We start from the raw sequence: 16,384 nt of genomic DNA on the forward strand, positions 1-16,384 counted from the left end.
CACCCCGCCCTCGTCCGTACCGGCCCCGGGGCCGGCGCGCTGCCCGAGGGAGCCGAGGCGGTCGGGACACCCGAGGGGGCGGAAGCGATGCTGCCGGAGGCGGACGGTACGGGGGCCGGTACCGGCGGCGCCGCGGGGCGGGACGATGTGGCTGCCCCTCTTCCGTCCGACGCGCCCGAGGTCACGCCGGACGAGGGCGCGGTCGCGACGGCCCTCCCCGCGCCCGAGGCCGGGACGTCTTCCGGTGCCACGGACGCCGCGGCCGCGGCCAAGGGGCTTGAGGCGGCCGTCGCGTACGCGCTGGCGCACATCGGTGACGTGTACGCGCTGGGCGGCAAGGGGCCGCACCGCTGGGACTGCTCCGGCCTCGTACAGATGGCGTACCGCCGGGCGGGCGTCCGACTGCCGCGGATCGCCGCGGATCAGTACCGGGCCACGGCACGGATTCCGCGTGGCGCCCTGCGCCGGGGGGACCTGGTGTTCTGGTCGCGCAACGGGCGGGCGTCCGGGGTGCACCACGTGGCGATCTACCTCGGTGGCGACCGATACCTGGAGGCGGCCAGGCCCGGTACCAAGGTGCGGATCTCGACGTTCGCCCGGTACAAGCCGAACCTGTACGGACGGGTGCGGCTGCCCCGCGCGGCCTGACGCCGGGCGCTCCGGCCGGCCCCCGCCCCCCCCGGCCCCCGGACGGCGCCGGAACCTGCACGTCCGGCGCGCCCTGAGGTGTCGCGGGAACCGTCACCGCTTCCGGAACGCCACCCTCGCCAGCACCCCCGCCACCACCAGCGCCACGACCGCCAGCACCACGAGGTCCGGCACGGCGTTGCCGAGCCGGGAGGCGGTCTCCTCCAGGCTCGCTTCCTGGTCGGCGTCGAGGAGGCCGGGAAGGCCGGTGGTGCCGTCGTAGCGGAGGAAGAGGACGCCGATGGCGATGAAGAAGAGGCCGGAGAGGAGAGAAGTGGTGTGGAGGCGGACGCGGCCGAGTGTGATCTCGCGGCCTCGGAGCCAGCCTCGGGTGCCCAGCCGGAACCGGTCCCAGAACAGGGCCAGGACGAACAGCGGCAGCGCCATGCCCAGGGCGTAGACGGCGAGCATCGCGGCCCCCTGGACCGCCTCGCCGCGCATGGCCGTCATGGCCAGCACGGAGCCGAGGATCGGTCCGGCGCAGAAGCCGGCCAGTCCGTACACGCAGCCCAGCAGATAGGTGGAGGCCGCCGTGCGCGGGGTGAGGCGGCCGGCCGCGGCCTGGGCCTTCCGTGAGGCGAAGCCCAGGCCGACGATCTGGGCGGCGCCCAGGACGATGACGATCCACCCGCCGGCCGTCACGAGCGCCTCGCGGTGGCCGTTGAACAGCCGGCTGGCCGCGCCCGAGGCCGCGCCGAGCGGGACCAGTGTGGTGGCGAGGCCGAGGTAGAAGACGCCGGTCCGGGCCAGCAGCCGGCCCGGGCTCGCGAGCGAGTAGGCGAAGAACGCGGGCAGCAACAGGGCGCTGCACGGGCTGACCAGGGCGAGGACGCCGCCGAGGAACGCGGCGAGGTAGCCGATGTCGCTCATGCGCCCGGCCGCCCCTTCGCCGCCTCGTTCCCCTTGGCCGCCTTGGTCGCCCTGGCCTGCTCGATGGCCGCCTCGAACTCCTTCATCGGCTGGGCCCCGGCGAGGGGCCGGCCGCCGACGAGGAAGGACGGGGTGCTGCTGACGCCGAGGCGGTAGCCCTCCTGCTGGTCCTTCTTGACGGCCTCCTCGGAGGCGTCGCTCTTCATGTCGGCGCGGAAGCGGTCGAGGTCGCCGACCCCGGCGGACTCGGCCATGTCGACGAGCTTGTCCTCGGCCAAGGCGTCGCCCTTGCGGGTCTTGGCGTAGAGCTCGTCGTGGAACTGCCAGAAGCGGCCCTGTCGCCCTGCCGCCCAGGAGGCGCGGGCGGCGCGCTGCGAGGGATCACCGAAGATCGGGAAGTTACGGAACTCGATCCGCAGTATGCCCTCGTCCACATACTTTTTTATCAGTTTCGGCTGGCTTTCCCTGGTGAAACGGCCGCAGAACGAACACTGGTAGTCGGCGTACTCCACCAGGACCACGGGCGCGTCCGGCTTGCCGAGAGCGAGCGGATCGTCCTTCTCCCGGCGGCTCGTCATCCGCTCCGCCTCGTCGAAGAGGGACTGCTGCGGGTCGGCGGAGGCGGTGGCGGCGGGCTTGGCGCCGTCGGACCGGTCGTCGGAACCGCCCGAGGCCTTGGCGATGGCCAGCCCGGCGGCGACGGCCGCCACCACGAGGGCCGCGCCCGCGCCGACGGCGGCGAGCCGGCGGCCGGTGGTGGCGGGGGTGGCCGGGGTCTTCCGGGGCTTCTGGTTCTTCTGCTTCTTCTGGTTTTTCGGGTTCTTCCGGTCGGACGGCTGCCGCGGGGAGGACGGCGTGGAGGAAGACGGCGTAGGGGACATAACGGGCGGAGCTCCAGGGGTCTCGGCGGAATCCAGGCATGCCGGAGTACGGCCCGGTGCGGGCCGTACGGGCGGGTCTAGATCCGCAGGACGGGGAGGAGCTCGGCGCGGCCGGCGAGCGACGCGGGCGGCGCCCGGGGCGCGCGGGCCCGGGGTGCCGGGAGCTGGGGGAGAGGGGAGCGCGCGGCGGCCGACGCGGTCAGCGGGTCGGTGGGGGCGTGCGGGACGACGGCGTCTGTGCCCTTCGCCGGTACGTCGTGCGGCCGGCAGCTTCCGCCGTCGTCGTCGCCGTGGTCGTCCCGGGCGGCGACGACCGCCGCTCCCTTCGGGGACGGCGCGTCCGGCCGTGAGGCGGTGAATGGGCTGGAGGCGGGCGCGTCGGCCCGTACCCCGGTGGGCGCCTCCACCGCTCGTACCCCGGTGAGGGCGGCCTCGGCGGTAGATGCCGGGAGCGCCGGTGCCGGGAGTGTCGATGCCGCGGCGGCGGACGCCGGGACGGAGAGGGCCGGGCCGAGGACGGCCAGCAGGAGCAGCAGCATCAGGCCGGCTGCCGAGGGGCGGCGCCGCTGGTGCACGTGATCCCTCCTCTCCCGCCTGTTCCACCGGTCTCCGCTACGCAGAAGGCCCCTCACCGGAGTGAGGGGCCTTCTGCTGTCGGTGCGCCGCCAGGGACTCGAACCCCGGACCCGCTGATTAAGAGTCAGCTGCTCTAACCAACTGAGCTAGCGGCGCCTGCTGACGAAGTAAATACTACCTGGTCCCGAGGGGTGCTTCGCACCACCCGCCTCCGAGGGCCACTCCGGCCTCACTGGAGGGCGAGCGAGAGCAGCATCGGGGCGGCGTGCCGGTTGAGCGCCTCGGCCGCCTGGCGGAGCCGGTGGGCGTGGGCGAGCGGGAGGGAGAGGGCGAGCGAGCCCACTCGTTTGCCCGCCGTGATCGGGACGGCGGCGCAGACCGTGCCCACCGCGTACTCCTGCAGGTCCAGGACGGGAACGCTGGCGGGCTGCGCGGCGAGCCGGGTGAGCAGCGTCTTCTCGTCGGTGATCGTCCGGGAGGTGAGCCGGGCGGTCCGGTGCCGGGAGAAGTGGTCGCGCCGGTCGTCGTGGTCGAGCTGGGTGAGCAGGCACTTGCCCAGCGCGCTCGCGTGGGCGGCGGTGCGGAAGTCCACCCACTCGTGCACGCGCGGCGCCCCCGGCCCGTCCGCGTACTGGGTGATCCGGACCTCGCCGTCGACGTACCCGCTCAGGTAGACGGCCGCGCCGATGGTGTCGCGCAGCCGGGCGAGCGCCCGCTGGAGCCGGTCGGTGAGGGCGGCGTCCCGGCCGCCGCCCGTGGTCAGCAGGGCGAGCGCGGGGCCCGCGGCGTAGGCGTCCTCGCCGACCCGCTCCACGTACCGCTCCCGGCGGAGCATGCTCAGCAGGTGGGCGAGGCGCCCGGCGGGCAGGCCGGCCTCCCGGGCGAGCTGGGCCTCGCTCACGCCGCCGGAGTATTTGGTGACCGTCTCCAGGACGCGCAGGGCGTGCTGCACCGAGTGGAACGGTGTGATCGGCTCGGGCTTGAGCGCCACGGTCTCCCCTTGGCTGGTCGCGCGGGTGTTCCGCTTCTCACGATAGGGCGAAGCCGCCCGCGGGGAGAGGGGGTTGCGCGAGAAGGAGGGGCTCCGGAACGCTCGGGACCATGGCGCTGGTCGGCGGCATATGCCGCCGGTATGCCGGGCCGCTGGCCCGACCGGCGCGCGGGGCGGGGAATAAAGCGGAGTGAGGCTCCGGTTGACCTCCGGTGGGACCGGCGGCAGGACATCCGCGCGGGCGCCCCCTCCGGGGGTGCTGCGCACCGGCGTCCCGGACGCGAAACCGGCGCCACACGGCGTCCGCGAGGCGGCCGGGCGCGCCCGGCCGGACCCACGACAGCCAGCGCGCACCGCGCGACAGCGAGCAGGGAGGCGGGCCACCGTGGCCGACGAGCACGACGAGATCATCCGGGCGACCCCTCGCGGACGCGCCCCCGTCCCGCTGTCCGTACTGGACCTGGCCACCGTGGGCGCCGGCCGGACGGCGCGGCAGGCGCTGGAGACCACCGTCGAGCTCGCCCGGCTGACCGAGCGGCTCGGCTACCACCGCTACTGGGTCGCCGAGCACCACTCGATGCCCGGCGTCGCCAGCTCCTCGCCCGCCGTGATCCTGGCCCACCTCGCGGCCCGGACGGACCGGATCCGGCTCGGTTCCGGCGGGGTGATGCTGCCCAACCACGCACCGCTGGTGATCGCCGAGCAGTTCGGCACCCTGGAGGCGTTCGCGCCGGGGCGCATCGACCTGGGGCTCGGGCGCGCGCCCGGCACGGACGGCGCCACCGCCGCCGCCCTGCGCCGGGCGGACCGGCTCGCGGAAGGGGCGGACGAGTTCCCGCAGCAGCTCTCCGAGCTGATCCGCTTCCTCGACGACGACTTCCCGGACGGCCACCCCTACGCCCGGATCCACGCAGTGCCCGGTCCCGTGCAGGGCCGGGTGCCCGGCGGGGTGCAGCGGGCCGACCGGCCGTCCGTCTGGCTGCTCGGCTCCTCCGGGTTCAGCGCGCGGCTCGCCGGGGCGCTGGGGCTGCCGTTCTCCTTCGCCCACCACTTCTCGGCGGCCAACACCGTCCCGGCCCTCGACCTGTACCGCGCGTCCTTCCGCCCGTCGGCCGTCCTCGACCGCCCGTACGCCAAGATCGGCGTCCAGGCGCTGGCGGCGGACGACCCGGCGGAGGCGCGCCGCCAGGTGCTCACCGGAGCGCTGTCCATGGTCCGACTGCGCCGGGGACGGCCGGGGCTGGTGCCGACGCCCGAGGAGGCCGAGGCGTACGAGTTCAGCGAGATGGAGCGCGACTTCGTCGACGACTGGCTGCGGAACGTGGTCCACGGCACCCCGGACGAGGTGCGCGAGGGGCTGGACGCGCTGGTGCGGCGGACGGGCGTCGACGAGCTGATGATCACCGCCAATGTGCACGGGCCCGACGCCCGGCTGCGCAGCTACGAGCTGATCGCGGACGCGTACGGCATGCCCAGCGCTCCCGCCCTGTAGGGGGCGCGCGGGCCGCTCCGGCGGTCGTCACCGGCGCCGGGTGGACGAGGGGCGCGGCCGGCTCACACCGCCGCCCGCGCCCCCACCCCCAGCAGCGCGGAGATCCGCTCCGCGCCCACCGGGCGGGAGTAGAACCAGCCCTGCCCGGTGTCGCAGCCGATCCGCCCCAGCCGTTCCGCCTGTTCCGCGTTCTCCACGCACTCCGCCGTCACCGACAGCCCCAGCCGGTGCGCCAGTTGGACGAGGGCCTCGACGATCGTCTCGTCCGCCGGGTTCGGCGGCTCGTCGGTACGGAAGCCGTGGACGAACGAGCCGTCCAGCTTCAGCGTGGAGACCGGGAGCCTGCTGAGGTAGGAGAGGTTGGAGTAGCCGGTGCCGAAGTCGTCGATGGCGATGGCGACGCCCATGTCGCTCAGCCGGCGCAGCTGCTGGAGCGGCCGGCCCGCCGAGCCCATCACCGCGGACTCGGTCAGCTCCAGTTGGAGCAGGCGCGGCGGCAGCCCCGTCTCGGCGAGGATCGCCGCCACGTCCGCGACCAGGTCGGAGTCCCAGACCTGACGGACCGCCACATTGACGCTGACCACGAGCGGTTCGTCCGGGCGCTCCAGCTGCCAGCGGCGGGCCTGGCGGCAGGCGGTCTCCAGCACCCAGCGGCCGAGCGGCACGATCGCGCCCGTCTCCTCGGCCAGCCCGATGAACCGGTTCGGCGCGAGGGTGCCGAACTGCGGGTGGTGCCAGCGCACCAGGGCCTCCACCCCCCGGACGACACCGTCACCCAACCCGACCAGCGGCTGGTACTGGAGGACGAACTCGCCCCGCTCGACGGCCGGCCGGAGGGTGCTGGACAGGGCCTGCCGGGTCATCCGGTGGGCGTTGCGCTCCGGGTCGAAGAGCGCCCAGCGCGCCTTGCCGTCCGCCTTCGCCCAGTACAGCGTGGTGTCGGCGGCCTGCATCAGCTCGGTGGCGTGCGTCCCGGCGGCCGGCCGCTCGACGAGCCCGATGCTCGCCGACACCGCCAGCCGCTGGCCCTCGACCTCGAACGGCCGCTGGAGCGCGGCCAGTACGGCAGCGGCGAGGGCGACGAGCTGTTCGGTGCCGGCCGACTCCTCGACCAGCAGCGCGAATTCGTCGCCGCCCAGCCGGGCCACCAGGTGGCCGCCCTCCGCGGCGCAGTCGCGCAGCCGGCGGGCCACCGCGCAGAGCAGCCGGTCGCCGGCGCGGTGGCCGAGGGTGTCGTTGACGGCCTTGAAACCGTCGAGGTCCAGGTAGCAGAGGCCGATCCGGGCGTCCGCGTCCTCCTCCGCCGCGGCCAGCGCGGCGGCCAGCCGCTCGAAGAACAGGCTCCGGTTGGGCAGCCGGGTCACCGGGTCGTGCATCCGCAGATGCCGCAGCCGGGCGCGCAGGTCCCGGCGCTCGCTGATGTCGGCGACCGACAGCAGGGCGTCGCGGCCGCCCGGCAGCGGGGTGACGGCCACCTCGGCCCAGACCGCCCGTCCGCCGGGGCGCCGCAGCCGGCGGGTGCAGTTGAGCCGGGCCCGGCGGCCGAGCAGTACCTCCCGGTACGCGTTCCAGGTCCGGGAGTCCTCGCGCAGCCCGGTGAACTCGGCCGCGGGGCAGCCCTCCAGCCGGGCGGGGTCGGTGCCCAGCAGCGCCCCGAGGGCGTCGTTGGCGACGCGCACCAGGCCGTCGGCCCCGACGACGGCCATCCCGAGGTGCGCGGCCCGGAAGGCAGCGCGGAAATCATCCGCGTTGACGTGACGTTGTGTGACGACGGGCGCCGCCGCACCCGGCGCGCCGCCCTGGCCGTCGAGGGTTCCGCTCACCGCTCGCTCCCGCGTGGCAATCGTTCCGCACCGTCTCGTGCGGCTTTCATGAGTCTCGTACGCGTGGTCGAATTGACGGCATCGGGCCGCCGGTTGGGGCAATCCATGCTGCAAATGTGGCGATCATAGGGCTCGTACGGGGCCCGTTCCAGCGGCCGGGTTCGGATCAGGGGAGCCGCGACCCTGGATTCGACCGTTTCTGTACGTCCATGCCCGCTCGGGGCCGAGGCTGCATGGGCGTGCATCTCGATGACATTCTCGATTGACCGTCCGTGACTGAGTGTGATGTACCCAGAAGTCGGCCTAGTCACTCGACCGGGGGACCGGAACAGGGCATAACACTACAAACCGCCCGAGGGTGGGAGAGGTGTCCCGAATCCGTCCCGGGAGGTCGACGTGGTGCGTCCGCAGACACCCATGGGGGTGGAACGGTCCGGGCTGCGCCGCCTGTGGGCGGTGCTGACCTGCCTCTGCGCCATCGCCGCGACCCTGGTCGCGAACCCCGCCCGGGCCGTCGGGCCGGGCGGCCCCTGCGCGCTGCCCCGCAGCGACGCCCACCACTCCGAGGGGCTGGACACCCGGAACCCGTCCTACCCGCGCGCCCTCGGCCGGCTGGACGCCGTCATGGTCTTCCTCTCCTTCCCGGACTCCCGGCCGGTCGCCACCCCCGCCCAGCTCGTGGCGGACCACTTCCCCGGCACCTCCCGGTTCTTCGAACAGGCCTCCTACGGCCGGTTCTCAGTCCGCGCCCACCCCGTCGACCGGTGGTTCCGGATGCCCCGGCCCTCCACCGCGTACCGGATACAGCGCGACTGGGACGGCGAACTGCGTACCGCCTATCTGAGGGACGCCATCACCGCCGCACGCGGCGCCGTGGACTTCGGCCGCTACGGGCTGGTCTACCTGGTCGCCGACCCGGACGCCCCCGGGGTGGACTCCGACGCCACCAAGGTCGTCAACCTGGAGCGCCCGCTGGAGGTCGACGGCGCCGAACTGCGCCGGGTCGTCACGGTCTTCGAGCACCACCCGCCCGACCGCAACGTCCTCGCCCACGAGACCGGGCACGTCCTGGACCTGCCCGACCTCTACCACCGGCCCTCCGAGGGCAAGGGCGACTGGGACACCCACGTCGGCGACTGGGACCTCATGGGCAGCCAGTTCGGACTGGCCGCCGACCCCTTCGGCTGGCACAAATGGAAACTGGGCTGGCTCGACGCCCGGCAAGTCGACTGCGTCGCCGGCCGGGGCGGGGCCGTGCACACCGTCCAGCCACTGGAGGCCCCGATGCGGCCGGGGGACACCCGGACGCGGCTGGTGGTGGCCAGGACCGGGGCGACCAGCGCCGTGGTGGTGGAGGCCAGGACCGCGGCCGGCAACGACGCGACCACCTGCACCGAGGGCGTCCTGGTCTACCGGGTGGACAGCGAGACGCCGTCCGGCGGCGGGCCCGTCCAAGTGGTGGACGGACATCCCGGCACCCTGGCCTGCCCGGGTGAGGCCGTCTACCCGCCGCTGGCCGACGCGCCGCTCGGCGTGGGGGAGAGCCTGACGGTGGCGGAGGACGGGGTGCGGGTGGCGGTCCGCGGCCGGGCGGCGGACGGGGCGTGGACGGTCCGGGTCACCCGGGAGTGACCCTCGGCCTCCTCGGCACCCACCGCCTCCCCGGCGCACGAAAAAGCCCCTCCACCGAAGTGGAGGGGCTTTCCCCGTCTGTGCGCCGCCAGGGACTCGAACCCCGGACCCGCTGATTAAGAGTCAGCTGCTCTAACCAACTGAGCTAGCGGCGCCTGCTGACAGAGAAGACTCTAGCACCCTGATCCGGTGGAAAGAAAATCCGTATGTTTGAGCCCGGCGCGGGCGGTGCGGACGCAGGCCCAGAGCAGGACGTCGGGCCCCGGCAGCCAGGGATGCCGCACGTCAGGGGCGACCACCCAGCGCGAGGCCGGGGGGACCGGCTCCGTGCCGTCCGGCGGGAACGGCGGGGGCACCGTCACGGCGTCGCCCGTGCCCAGGCACAACAGGGGCGGGACGGCCCGGCCCCACTCCTCCCAGCGCAACAGCGCCGGCAGCCGCTGGGCCGTGCCGGGCGAGGCGAACAGCAGCAGGCGGCCCTGCTGGGCGGCGGCCGGCCCGGAGCCCGGCCCGTCCGACCACAGCCGGTCCAGCATCCGGCGTCCGAACAGCGACGGGACGCCGATCACGTCGAAGGCCCGCCCGCACGGCAGCAGCAGCGTGGTCCGCGGATCGGCCGCCCACAGGGCCAGCACACTGCGGGGGAGCGGGCTGGCCGAGGCGAGCCACTCGGCCCCGGCGGGGCGGACCGGCTCGCTCGGGAGGGACGGCTGCGGGAAGCGGGCGGGGTGCGGAACGCGCGACCTGGAGTCCATGCCCTCATGGTCGGCTCGCCACCGGGGGCGGGTGGCGGCAGTTCCGTGAATTCGGGACAGCGTGGCGCGGGGTGCGCTAGGTTGTGCGCCGCATATGCCAACGGCCCATGAGGTGGGCCATGGGCCGAGTACGGGGCGGGGGCGCCGCAGCGGGCTCGTCGGCGTAGGCCGCCGGAGCGGGCCTCAGTCGGCCGTTCTGCCGCTGCGCAGCAGCTCCCGGCCGAATTCCACCATCTTCTTGGCGTAGTCCTCGCTCCACTCGGCGCGCTCCGCGATCACGGCCGTGGGCAGCCGGTCGAACCGCCGGGGATCGGCGAGCTGGGCCGCCGCCACCGCCTGGAACTCGACCGCGCGGTCGGCCGCGGCCCGGAAGGCCAGGGCCAGCTCGGTCGAACGGGTCAGCAGTTCGCGCGGATCCTCGATCGACTCGAGGTCGAAGAAGTGCTCGGCCTCCGAGACGGCCTCGGGCGGCTCGAAGAGCAGCGGAGCGGGCCTGCGGCGGGGGGCCGCGCCACCGCCCGGTCCGGGAGCCTGTTTCGGCTCGCACTCGCACATGTACATACCTCCAGGATCGTCTGCGCCGCCATCCATTGTCGCGCCGCGCGCAAGGGGGCCCGCCCTCCGCGGGCCGTCCCCGCGTCAGGGCCGCCATCGCACCCGGTGCTCGCTCAGGTGCGTCAGCACCGCGAAATTCGCCTCCCAGCCGTCCGGGAACTTCACCGCGACACCCAGCCGCACCGGCTCCGTCGAGGGGTGCTCGTCCAGCAGCCGGTCCACCCCCGCGCGGCACACCACCACGCACGCGTGCCGGTGGCGCGAGGCCAGGACGCAGAGGCGGCCGGTCTCCAGGTGGAAGGCGGTGGCGTCGGGGCGGCCCGAGAGGGGGTGCAGGACGACGGTGACGTCGAACTCGCGGCCCTGGAGCCGGTTGGCCGTATCCACTGTGACGCCGGTCACGCCGTGCTCCGCCAGCGCCGCCCGCACCGCCGCCGCCTGGTCCCGGTGGGCGGTGCCCACCGCTATCCGCGCGGCCGTGAGCGGAACGGGGTCCGGGGAGCGCTCGCTGGTCACGGCCGCGCCCCGGTCGAGCATCCGGCGCACCACCAGGGCCACCGCCCCGACCGCCTCCGGATCCGTGCGCGGCACGTGCCGCTCGGGCAGCTCCAGCAGCCCCCAGCCGGACGCGGCGGCCTCGTCCAGCACCCGGTCCACCGCCGAGCCGTCCCGCCGGACGCCGAAGGACATCGACCGGTCGCCGTGGTCCGTGCCGCTGCGGAAGGGGGTGTACGGGTAGAACGCCTCGGAGACCAGGCGCGCGGCGGACGCCGGGAGCCGCCAGGACACCGGCAGCCGGTGCTGCGGCAGCCCGGGGTTGTGGGCCAGGAGGGTGCTCACCGCGCTCACCGACGGGTCGTATGACAGGCCGGCCCACTGGGCCGTCCCCTCGGCGCCCACCACGCTGAACGGGTCCAGCTGGCCCGGGTCGCCCACGAACAGGGCCCGGTCGAACAGGCCCGCCACGGCCAGCAGCGCGTCCGAGCGCATCTGGTACGCCTCGTCGACGATGGCCTGCCCCCAGGGCTCGGCCACCTTGGTGTGCGCCCACTTCGCGGCGGTGGAGACGACCACGTCCAGCCCGGCGAGGTCGGCGGCCTTCGTGGACGTGACCACCTGGTCGAGCCCGTCGAGCGCCGGGTCGTAGGGGCGCGGGTCGCTGCTGTGCAGCCGCCCGACCGGCAGCTCGGCGTCCTCCTCGGCCAGCCGCAGCACCAGGTCGTCCACCTGGGCGTTGGTCTGCGCGACGACCATCAGCGGCCGGCCCGCCCGGGCCAGCTCCAGCGCGGCGCGGACGACCAGCGTCGACTTGCCGGCGCCGGGCGGCGAGTCGACGACGACGCCGCGGTGCCGGCCGTCCAGCGTGTCGCGCAGGATGGCGTCCGTGGCCGCGGCGGCGGCCGCCGACGGGTCGAAGACGCGGGGCTCCCGCGCCGGCCCGGCCTGGGCCGGGATCGCTTCCTGGGTCACAGAAGGTCCTCCGCGGTCACCGGATCGGGCTCCTCCGCCCGGGCCCCGGGCGGGCCGCCGTGGGTCCAGGGGGTGCGCTCGGGCTCGGGCAGCTCCGGGCCGCCCCTGGGCATGTGTTCGAACAAGGTCCAGCAGACCCGGTCGCCGGGCGCCGGCACCGTCCCCTCGTCGGGGACCTTGCCGCGGCCCATGCCGCCGGTGATCCGGACGGTCAGCCCGGCCGGGCCGGCCGCCACGAACTCGGCGGACTGCGAGCGTCCGTCGGGCAGCGGGCGGTGGACCCGCGCGCCCTCCTCCAGCAGCGGCGTGTCGTCCGTACGGACGGTGACGAGCGGACGCGGGCGCGGCACCTTCGCCTCCGAGTAGGCCATCACCACCTCGGTCACCTCCCCGGCGAACGCCTCGCCCGCCAGCCGCCGCCCGGCCATGACCAGCGGGTCGTCCAGCGCCTCCTGGGCGTCCAGCCGGGCCTGGGCGGTCTCCCGGGCGGCGAGCTTCCGCGCGGCGGTGACCGCGTCGTCCCGCCGGGGCTGCGGCGGCTCGCCGGCCCGCAGCCGGTCCCGGTGGCCGGTGTACGACCAGCGGTCGCGCTTCCAGCGCTCGGCGACCGAGGCGCCCTCCGGTAGGGCGCGCAGCAGGTCGACGCCGCGCCAGACGGCGTTCCAGGTGGGCAGCAGTTGCGAGAGGAGCAGGGTGCGCAGGGCGGTGTCCGCGGCGCGCAGCCCGGCGTGGCCGCGGCCGGTCTCCAGGACCGCCGTGCGGGCCCGGTCGTAGCGGGCGATGGCGGGGGCCAGCAGCTTGTTGTCGAAGGCCGGGTCGGTGGCCGGGCCGGCGGGCGGGTGGAGCAGCAGGCCGTCGGCGTCGCGCTCCAGCTCGGCGCGGCGGGCCGCCTCCGGGCCCGAGGCGTCTTTCGGCGGGTCGATCCAGGCGAGCAGCGCGCCCAGGTGCTGGTCCTCCAGCTGGCTCTGGCCGGTGGCCCAGTGCCGGGAGAGCAGCCCGGTCATCGGCAGCAGGAGGGAGCTGCCGGGGAGCTGGGCGCGCTCCCCGTAGTGGGTGAGCCAGCGGCCGAGCAGCGGGACGCGCGGCGGCGCCGGCCAGTCGGCCGCCGGATCCTCCTCGGCGGTGCGCCGGAAGCGCATGGAGCGGCCGAGCAGCCGGACGTACTCCACCGCGGCCGGGCCGGGCACCAGCAGCTGCGGGGCGTCCGCGCACAGCTCGGCCGTGACGGTCGTGCGGCGGCCGGTCTCCGGGTCGGTCTCCTTGCGCTCCTCGGCGACCGTGTCGTCCGCGAACCCCTCGACGTACGGCAGGACCGCCTCGGCGAGCTCGGCCAGGAAGGCGAACCGCAGGGCCCGGTCGCGCGGCTGGGGGACCGTCAGCAGGCGGGGCGCGTCGCGGTCGGTGCCGACGAGGGCGCCGAGGGGCGCGCCCGTCTCGCCGGCCGTGGTGAGCGGGACGAACACCAGGGGGCGGTCCGACAGGTGCCGGTGGCGGACGGTGGCCAGGGGGCGGGCGCGGCCGGCTTGCAGTGCCTCCAGCCGGGCGAGCGAGGTGATCAGCGACACGCGTCCGTCCCCTCGGGACGGCCGGCGACGGCCAGGGCCTCGGCGCGCAGGGCGGCGGCGCGCCGGAGGGCGGCGACCGCGGGGTCCTCGGGGCTGTCGGGGCCGTCGGGACGGTCCGGGGCGCCGGACGGGCAGCCGCCCCCGGCCGCCGCGAGGACCTCCTCGACCGTGGTCAGACCGCCCAGCCCGGAGCGCACGTTCCGGCCCAGGTGCCGGACGTCGCCGGCGGCGCGGGCCCGGTCCCGGCAGTGGAAGGCCAGCTCGCAGGCGGCGAGGCAGTCCGGAGCGTACGCCGCGTCGACCGCCTCGACGGCGTCGGCCAGCTCGGCCGCCGGCCGGTCCGGGGCGAAGGTGGTGCCCGGCGGGAGGGCGGCGGCGATCTCCTCGACCCGGGTGAGCCGGCCGAGCTGGCGGCGGGTGGTGGCACGCGGCTTGCGGAGGTCGAGGAGGGCGGCGGCCGGCAGGTTGGAGAAGTCCTTGGGGCAGACCAGCAGCGCCTGGTGGCGCACCCGGCCGCCCTCGGGGGCCGGGCCCGGCAGGCGGTCCGCCACCGTCTCCAGGGCGAGCGCGTACACCGCGGCCTGCCGGGCGGCGGCCCCGGCCTTGGCGGCGTCGGCCGCGCCGTCGATCAGGGCGAAGGACTTGATCTCGACCACCGTCCAGGTGCCGTCCGGGTGCACGACGACGGCGTCCGGCTCCAGGTAGGCGGGGGTGCCGGCCACGGTGAGGGCCAGCATGGGGTGGTCGAGCAGCGCCCACCGGCCGGCGGCCGTGGCCTCCCGCAGGACCAGGGCGGTACGGGCCGTGCGGCCCTCGGGGCCGGCGGCGGAGAGGTCCGGCGTGTCGACCGCGTCCGGGGGCTCCGGGGCCTGCCCGGCGGGGAGCGCGGCGTGCAGCAGCCGGACGAGCTCGGCGCCGCCGTCGGCCTTCACCCGGGCCTCGAAGGCGTTGCCGCGGGCTATGGCGAACTGCGACTGGCCGAACGCGGCGGGCGCCCCGAGCGCCCGGGCGAGGGCGGCCTTGTCGACCCCGGCGCCGTCGAGCAGGGCGCGGCGGCGGCAGCCGGGGTTGGCGGCGAGGGCCGCCAGGGCGCGGGCGTCCAGCGGGCGCGGCGGGACGTCCGGCCCGCGCAGCTCAGCGAGCCGCCGCGGGAGCGCCGTCGGGCCGGCCGCCCCCGGCTCCGCGGACCGGCTGCCGGGGGAGTTCCGAAGGGATCGAAGGGGTGTGCTCACTGGCGTCCGCCTCGCGCTGTCTCTCCGGCGCGCCCGGCCGGCCGCTCCCGGCGGGAACACCGGGCGCGGTCGTGCGCGGGAGCGCAGTACGAGCCGAAGTCTCGCACCCCGCACTGACAATCGCCGGGCTCTCGGGCATCTCCGCAGGTCCGGCGGGGACGAGCGAGGGCAGGGAGCGGGGCGCCCGGGCGCGGATCCGCTCGCCGAAGCGCAGCGCGGGCCGGGTCAGCAGCAGGCCGACGCCCATGACGGCGGCACCCGCGACGGCGTCCAGGAAGTAGTGGTTGGCCGTGCCCATGACCACCAGCGTGATGGCGAGGGGGTAGGCGACCCCGAGGACCTTCGCCCAGGTGCCGCGGCCGTGGCGCCACAGCACGACGCCGCACCACAGCGCCCAGCCGACGTGCAGGCTCGGCATGGCCGCGTACTGGTTGGTCAGCCCGCCCAGACCACGCGGAGCGCTGGCGTCACCGCCCCACCATCCGTACGACGAGTACTGGTGCATGGTGTCGACGAAGCCGTAGCCGTCCGGCAGGAGGCGGGGCGGACAGGTGGGGAGCAGGGTGAAGCCCACCAGGCCGATGAGAGTGGAGATCATCAGCCAGGTCCGCACCTTGCGGTAGTGCTCCGGGCGGCGCCGGAACATCCACACCAGGATGGCCGGGGTGAGCACGTAGTGCAGGGAGGCGTACGCGAAGTCCGCGGGCACACCGAGGGAGGCGTGGTCCGTGAACAGCCTGTTGAGCGGGTGTTCGAAATTTATTCGAAACTGCTTTTCGAGGTCGAGTATGGACACACCGTGATCGACCGCCGACTGCACATCGCCCCGGACCAGCAGGCGGCCCGCCGAGTACAGCGCGTAGACGACGGCGATCAGTGGCAGTTCGGTCCACCAGCGCGGCCGCTTCCCGAGTGGTGCGGTGCGGTACATCCGGACGCTCTCCATGTGTTCAGGCGGCCAACAAGCGCGCATGCCACCGTACGGTGCGCGGCGCATCCGTCGCACACCGGCCCGTGGCTCCACGGAAACACCAGGGTCATCCGCTGTTCGGCTCCCGAAGCGCGACGCGTGAGAGGAAAGACGGCCGAACAAGGCCCCGGGTTGCCTGATGCGCAAGTGAGTGATGATAGTTCCGACGGGTCCGAACCATCCGTACCGCACATCACTTTTGTGGCAGATCCCGACATTTTGTGGGGGAAGTCACCGAGACTCCGAGGGAGCCCGCTCCATGGCACCGCGCATCCTGCTGGCCCGGCACGGACAGACCGAATGGTCGCTGTCCGGAAGGCACACCGGCCGCACGGACATCCCCCTCCTGGAGGAGGGGCGGCGCGGGGCGAAGCTCCTGGGCGAGCGCCTGCACCGCGCCCCCTGGGACGGCCTGCCGGGCGTCGAGGTCCGGACCAGCCCCCTGGTACGCGCGAGCGAGACCTGCGAGCTCGCCGGCTTCGGCGAGCGGGCCACCGCCTGGGACGCCCTGATGGAGTTCGACTACGGCGCCTACGAGGGCATGACCCCCGCCGAGATCAAGGCCCAGCGGCCCGGCTGGCTGATCTGGCGCGACGGCGTCCCCGGCGGCGAGACCCTCGACCAGGTCGCGGCCCGCGCGGACGAGGTCGTCCGCTGGGCGCGCTCTGCCGCCGACCGGGACGTCCTGGTCTTCGCCCACGGCCACATCCTGCGCGTCATCGCCGCCCGCTGGCTCGGCTTCGAGGCGTCCTTCGCGGCGCGGATCCGGCTGGAGCCGACGTCCCTGTCGATCCTCGGCTGGGCCTACGGCGAGCCGGCGATCGAGCGCTGGAACGACACGGGTCACCTGGGCTGAGCGGACGGGGCCGGGGCGCGCCCCGGCCC

The 16,384-nt window shown here is 75.1% G+C and carries 15 protein-coding genes and 2 tRNA genes; 4 read left to right on the forward strand and 13 right to left on the reverse strand.

All coding sequences use genetic code 11. The features are described from left to right. A partial coding sequence (locus ACSNOK_RS19135) for a C40 family peptidase (RefSeq protein WP_436781933.1) occupies positions 1 to 648 on the forward strand: 648 nt, incomplete at its 5' end. A 93-nt stretch (positions 649 to 741) separates the two neighbouring features. Here the strand turns inward: ACSNOK_RS19135 and ACSNOK_RS19140 are convergent. From ACSNOK_RS19140 to ACSNOK_RS19160, 5 genes are all read right to left on the reverse strand, one after another. After that, positions 742 to 1,557, reverse strand: a complete 816-nt coding sequence (locus ACSNOK_RS19140) for a cytochrome c biogenesis CcdA family protein (protein ID WP_436781934.1) — start codon at positions 1,555 to 1,557, stop codon at positions 742 to 744. Beyond that, positions 1,554 to 2,438 (reverse strand): DsbA family protein, encoded by an 885-nt coding sequence (locus tag ACSNOK_RS19145; RefSeq protein ID WP_436781935.1) that lies wholly within the window; start codon positions 2,436 to 2,438, stop codon positions 1,554 to 1,556. Before ACSNOK_RS19145 ends, ACSNOK_RS19140 begins: the two co-directional genes overlap by 4 nt. A 77-nt stretch (positions 2,439 to 2,515) precedes the next feature. After that, positions 2,516 to 3,013 (reverse strand): hypothetical protein, encoded by a 498-nt coding sequence (locus ACSNOK_RS19150; protein ID WP_436781936.1) that lies wholly within the window; start codon positions 3,011 to 3,013, stop codon positions 2,516 to 2,518. Positions 3,014 to 3,096: 83 nt separating this feature from the next. After that, positions 3,097 to 3,170, reverse strand: a tRNA-Lys gene (locus ACSNOK_RS19155). 73 nt (positions 3,171 to 3,243) lie between these two features. After that, positions 3,244 to 4,005, reverse strand: a complete 762-nt coding sequence (locus ACSNOK_RS19160; RefSeq protein ID WP_436781937.1) for an IclR family transcriptional regulator — start codon at positions 4,003 to 4,005, stop codon at positions 3,244 to 3,246. A gap of 385 nt (positions 4,006 to 4,390) precedes the next feature. Here ACSNOK_RS19160 and ACSNOK_RS19165 point away from each other — a divergent pair, with 385 nt between their 5' ends. Further along, positions 4,391 to 5,497 (forward strand): LLM class flavin-dependent oxidoreductase, encoded by a 1,107-nt coding sequence (locus ACSNOK_RS19165; RefSeq protein ID WP_436781938.1) that lies wholly within the window; start codon positions 4,391 to 4,393, stop codon positions 5,495 to 5,497. Positions 5,498 to 5,559: 62 nt separating this feature from the next. Here ACSNOK_RS19165 and ACSNOK_RS19170 read toward each other — a convergent pair whose 3' ends face one another. Then, positions 5,560 to 7,320, reverse strand: a complete 1,761-nt coding sequence (locus ACSNOK_RS19170; RefSeq protein WP_436781939.1) for a putative bifunctional diguanylate cyclase/phosphodiesterase — start codon at positions 7,318 to 7,320, stop codon at positions 5,560 to 5,562. A 417-nt stretch (positions 7,321 to 7,737) separates the two neighbouring features. Here ACSNOK_RS19170 and ACSNOK_RS19175 point away from each other — a divergent pair, with 417 nt between their 5' ends. Further along, the gene (locus tag ACSNOK_RS19175; protein WP_436781947.1) at positions 7,738 to 8,952 is read left to right on the forward strand and encodes a M6 family metalloprotease domain-containing protein; all 1,215 of its coding nucleotides are present in this window, start codon (positions 7,738 to 7,740) and stop codon (positions 8,950 to 8,952) included. Between the two features lie 81 nt (positions 8,953 to 9,033). Here the strand turns inward: ACSNOK_RS19175 and ACSNOK_RS19180 are convergent. The 7 genes from ACSNOK_RS19180 to ACSNOK_RS19210 form a co-directional block, all read right to left on the reverse strand. Beyond that, a tRNA-Lys gene (locus tag ACSNOK_RS19180) sits at positions 9,034 to 9,107 on the reverse strand. Positions 9,108 to 9,125: 18 nt separating this feature from the next. Then, positions 9,126 to 9,707: a bifunctional DNA primase/polymerase gene (locus ACSNOK_RS19185; protein WP_436781940.1), complete on the reverse strand. Its 582-nt coding sequence runs from the start codon at positions 9,705 to 9,707 to the stop codon at positions 9,126 to 9,128. A 183-nt stretch (positions 9,708 to 9,890) separates the two neighbouring features. Further along, positions 9,891 to 10,268, reverse strand: coding sequence for a hypothetical protein (locus ACSNOK_RS19190; protein ID WP_436781941.1), 378 nt, complete (start codon positions 10,266 to 10,268; stop codon positions 9,891 to 9,893). Positions 10,269 to 10,346: 78 nt separating this feature from the next. Continuing rightward, on the reverse strand, positions 10,347 to 11,732 hold the full coding sequence (locus ACSNOK_RS19195; protein WP_436781942.1) for an AAA domain-containing protein: 1,386 nt from the start codon (positions 11,730 to 11,732) through the stop codon (positions 10,347 to 10,349). Continuing rightward, positions 11,729 to 13,297 (reverse strand): hypothetical protein, encoded by a 1,569-nt coding sequence (locus ACSNOK_RS19200; RefSeq protein WP_436781943.1) that lies wholly within the window; start codon positions 13,295 to 13,297, stop codon positions 11,729 to 11,731. The genes ACSNOK_RS19195 and ACSNOK_RS19200 overlap by 4 nt, the downstream gene beginning before the upstream one ends. After that, positions 13,288 to 14,529 carry a hypothetical protein gene (locus ACSNOK_RS19205; protein ID WP_436781944.1) on the reverse strand — a complete coding sequence of 414 codons (1,242 nt, stop codon included), beginning with the start codon at positions 14,527 to 14,529 and terminating at the stop codon, positions 13,288 to 13,290. Before ACSNOK_RS19205 ends, ACSNOK_RS19200 begins: the two co-directional genes overlap by 10 nt. Next, positions 14,432 to 15,460, reverse strand: a complete 1,029-nt coding sequence (locus tag ACSNOK_RS19210; protein ID WP_436781945.1) for a phosphatase PAP2 family protein — start codon at positions 15,458 to 15,460, stop codon at positions 14,432 to 14,434. The genes ACSNOK_RS19205 and ACSNOK_RS19210 overlap by 98 nt, the downstream gene beginning before the upstream one ends. A 298-nt stretch (positions 15,461 to 15,758) precedes the next feature. On the opposite strand from ACSNOK_RS19210, the gene ACSNOK_RS19215 reads away from it, so the two are divergent. Continuing rightward, entirely contained in the window at positions 15,759 to 16,355 is a 597-nt protein-coding gene (locus tag ACSNOK_RS19215) for a histidine phosphatase family protein (protein WP_436781946.1), read from the forward strand. Positions 16,356 to 16,384 lie beyond the last annotated feature (29 nt).

Origin of the sequence: Streptomyces sp. URMC 126, from assembly GCF_051386555.1 — a bacterium.
In the GTDB taxonomy this organism is placed as follows: Bacteria; Actinomycetota; Actinomycetes; order Streptomycetales; family Streptomycetaceae; genus Streptomyces.

What these genes read in the sequence shown, in the direction of transcription:
- ACSNOK_RS19140 (WP_436781934.1), bottom strand. Translation starts at nt 1,557, where the DNA reads ATGAGCGACATCGGCTACCTCGCCGCGTTCCTCGGCGGCGTCCTCGCC.
- ACSNOK_RS19145 (WP_436781935.1), bottom strand. Translation starts at nt 2,438, where the DNA reads ATGTCCCCTACGCCGTCTTCCTCCACGCCGTCCTCCCCGCGGCAGCCG.
- ACSNOK_RS19175 (WP_436781947.1), top strand. Translation starts at nt 7,738, where the DNA reads ATGGGGGTGGAACGGTCCGGGCTGCGCCGCCTGTGGGCGGTGCTGACC.
- ACSNOK_RS19185 (WP_436781940.1), bottom strand. Translation starts at nt 9,707, where the DNA reads ATGGACTCCAGGTCGCGCGTTCCGCACCCCGCCCGCTTCCCGCAGCCG.
- ACSNOK_RS19190 (WP_436781941.1), bottom strand. Translation starts at nt 10,268, where the DNA reads ATGTACATGTGCGAGTGCGAGCCGAAACAGGCTCCCGGACCGGGCGGT.
- ACSNOK_RS19210 (WP_436781945.1), bottom strand. Translation starts at nt 15,460, where the DNA reads ATGTACCGCACCGCACCACTCGGGAAGCGGCCGCGCTGGTGGACCGAA.
- ACSNOK_RS19215 (WP_436781946.1), top strand. Translation starts at nt 15,759, where the DNA reads ATGGCACCGCGCATCCTGCTGGCCCGGCACGGACAGACCGAATGGTCG.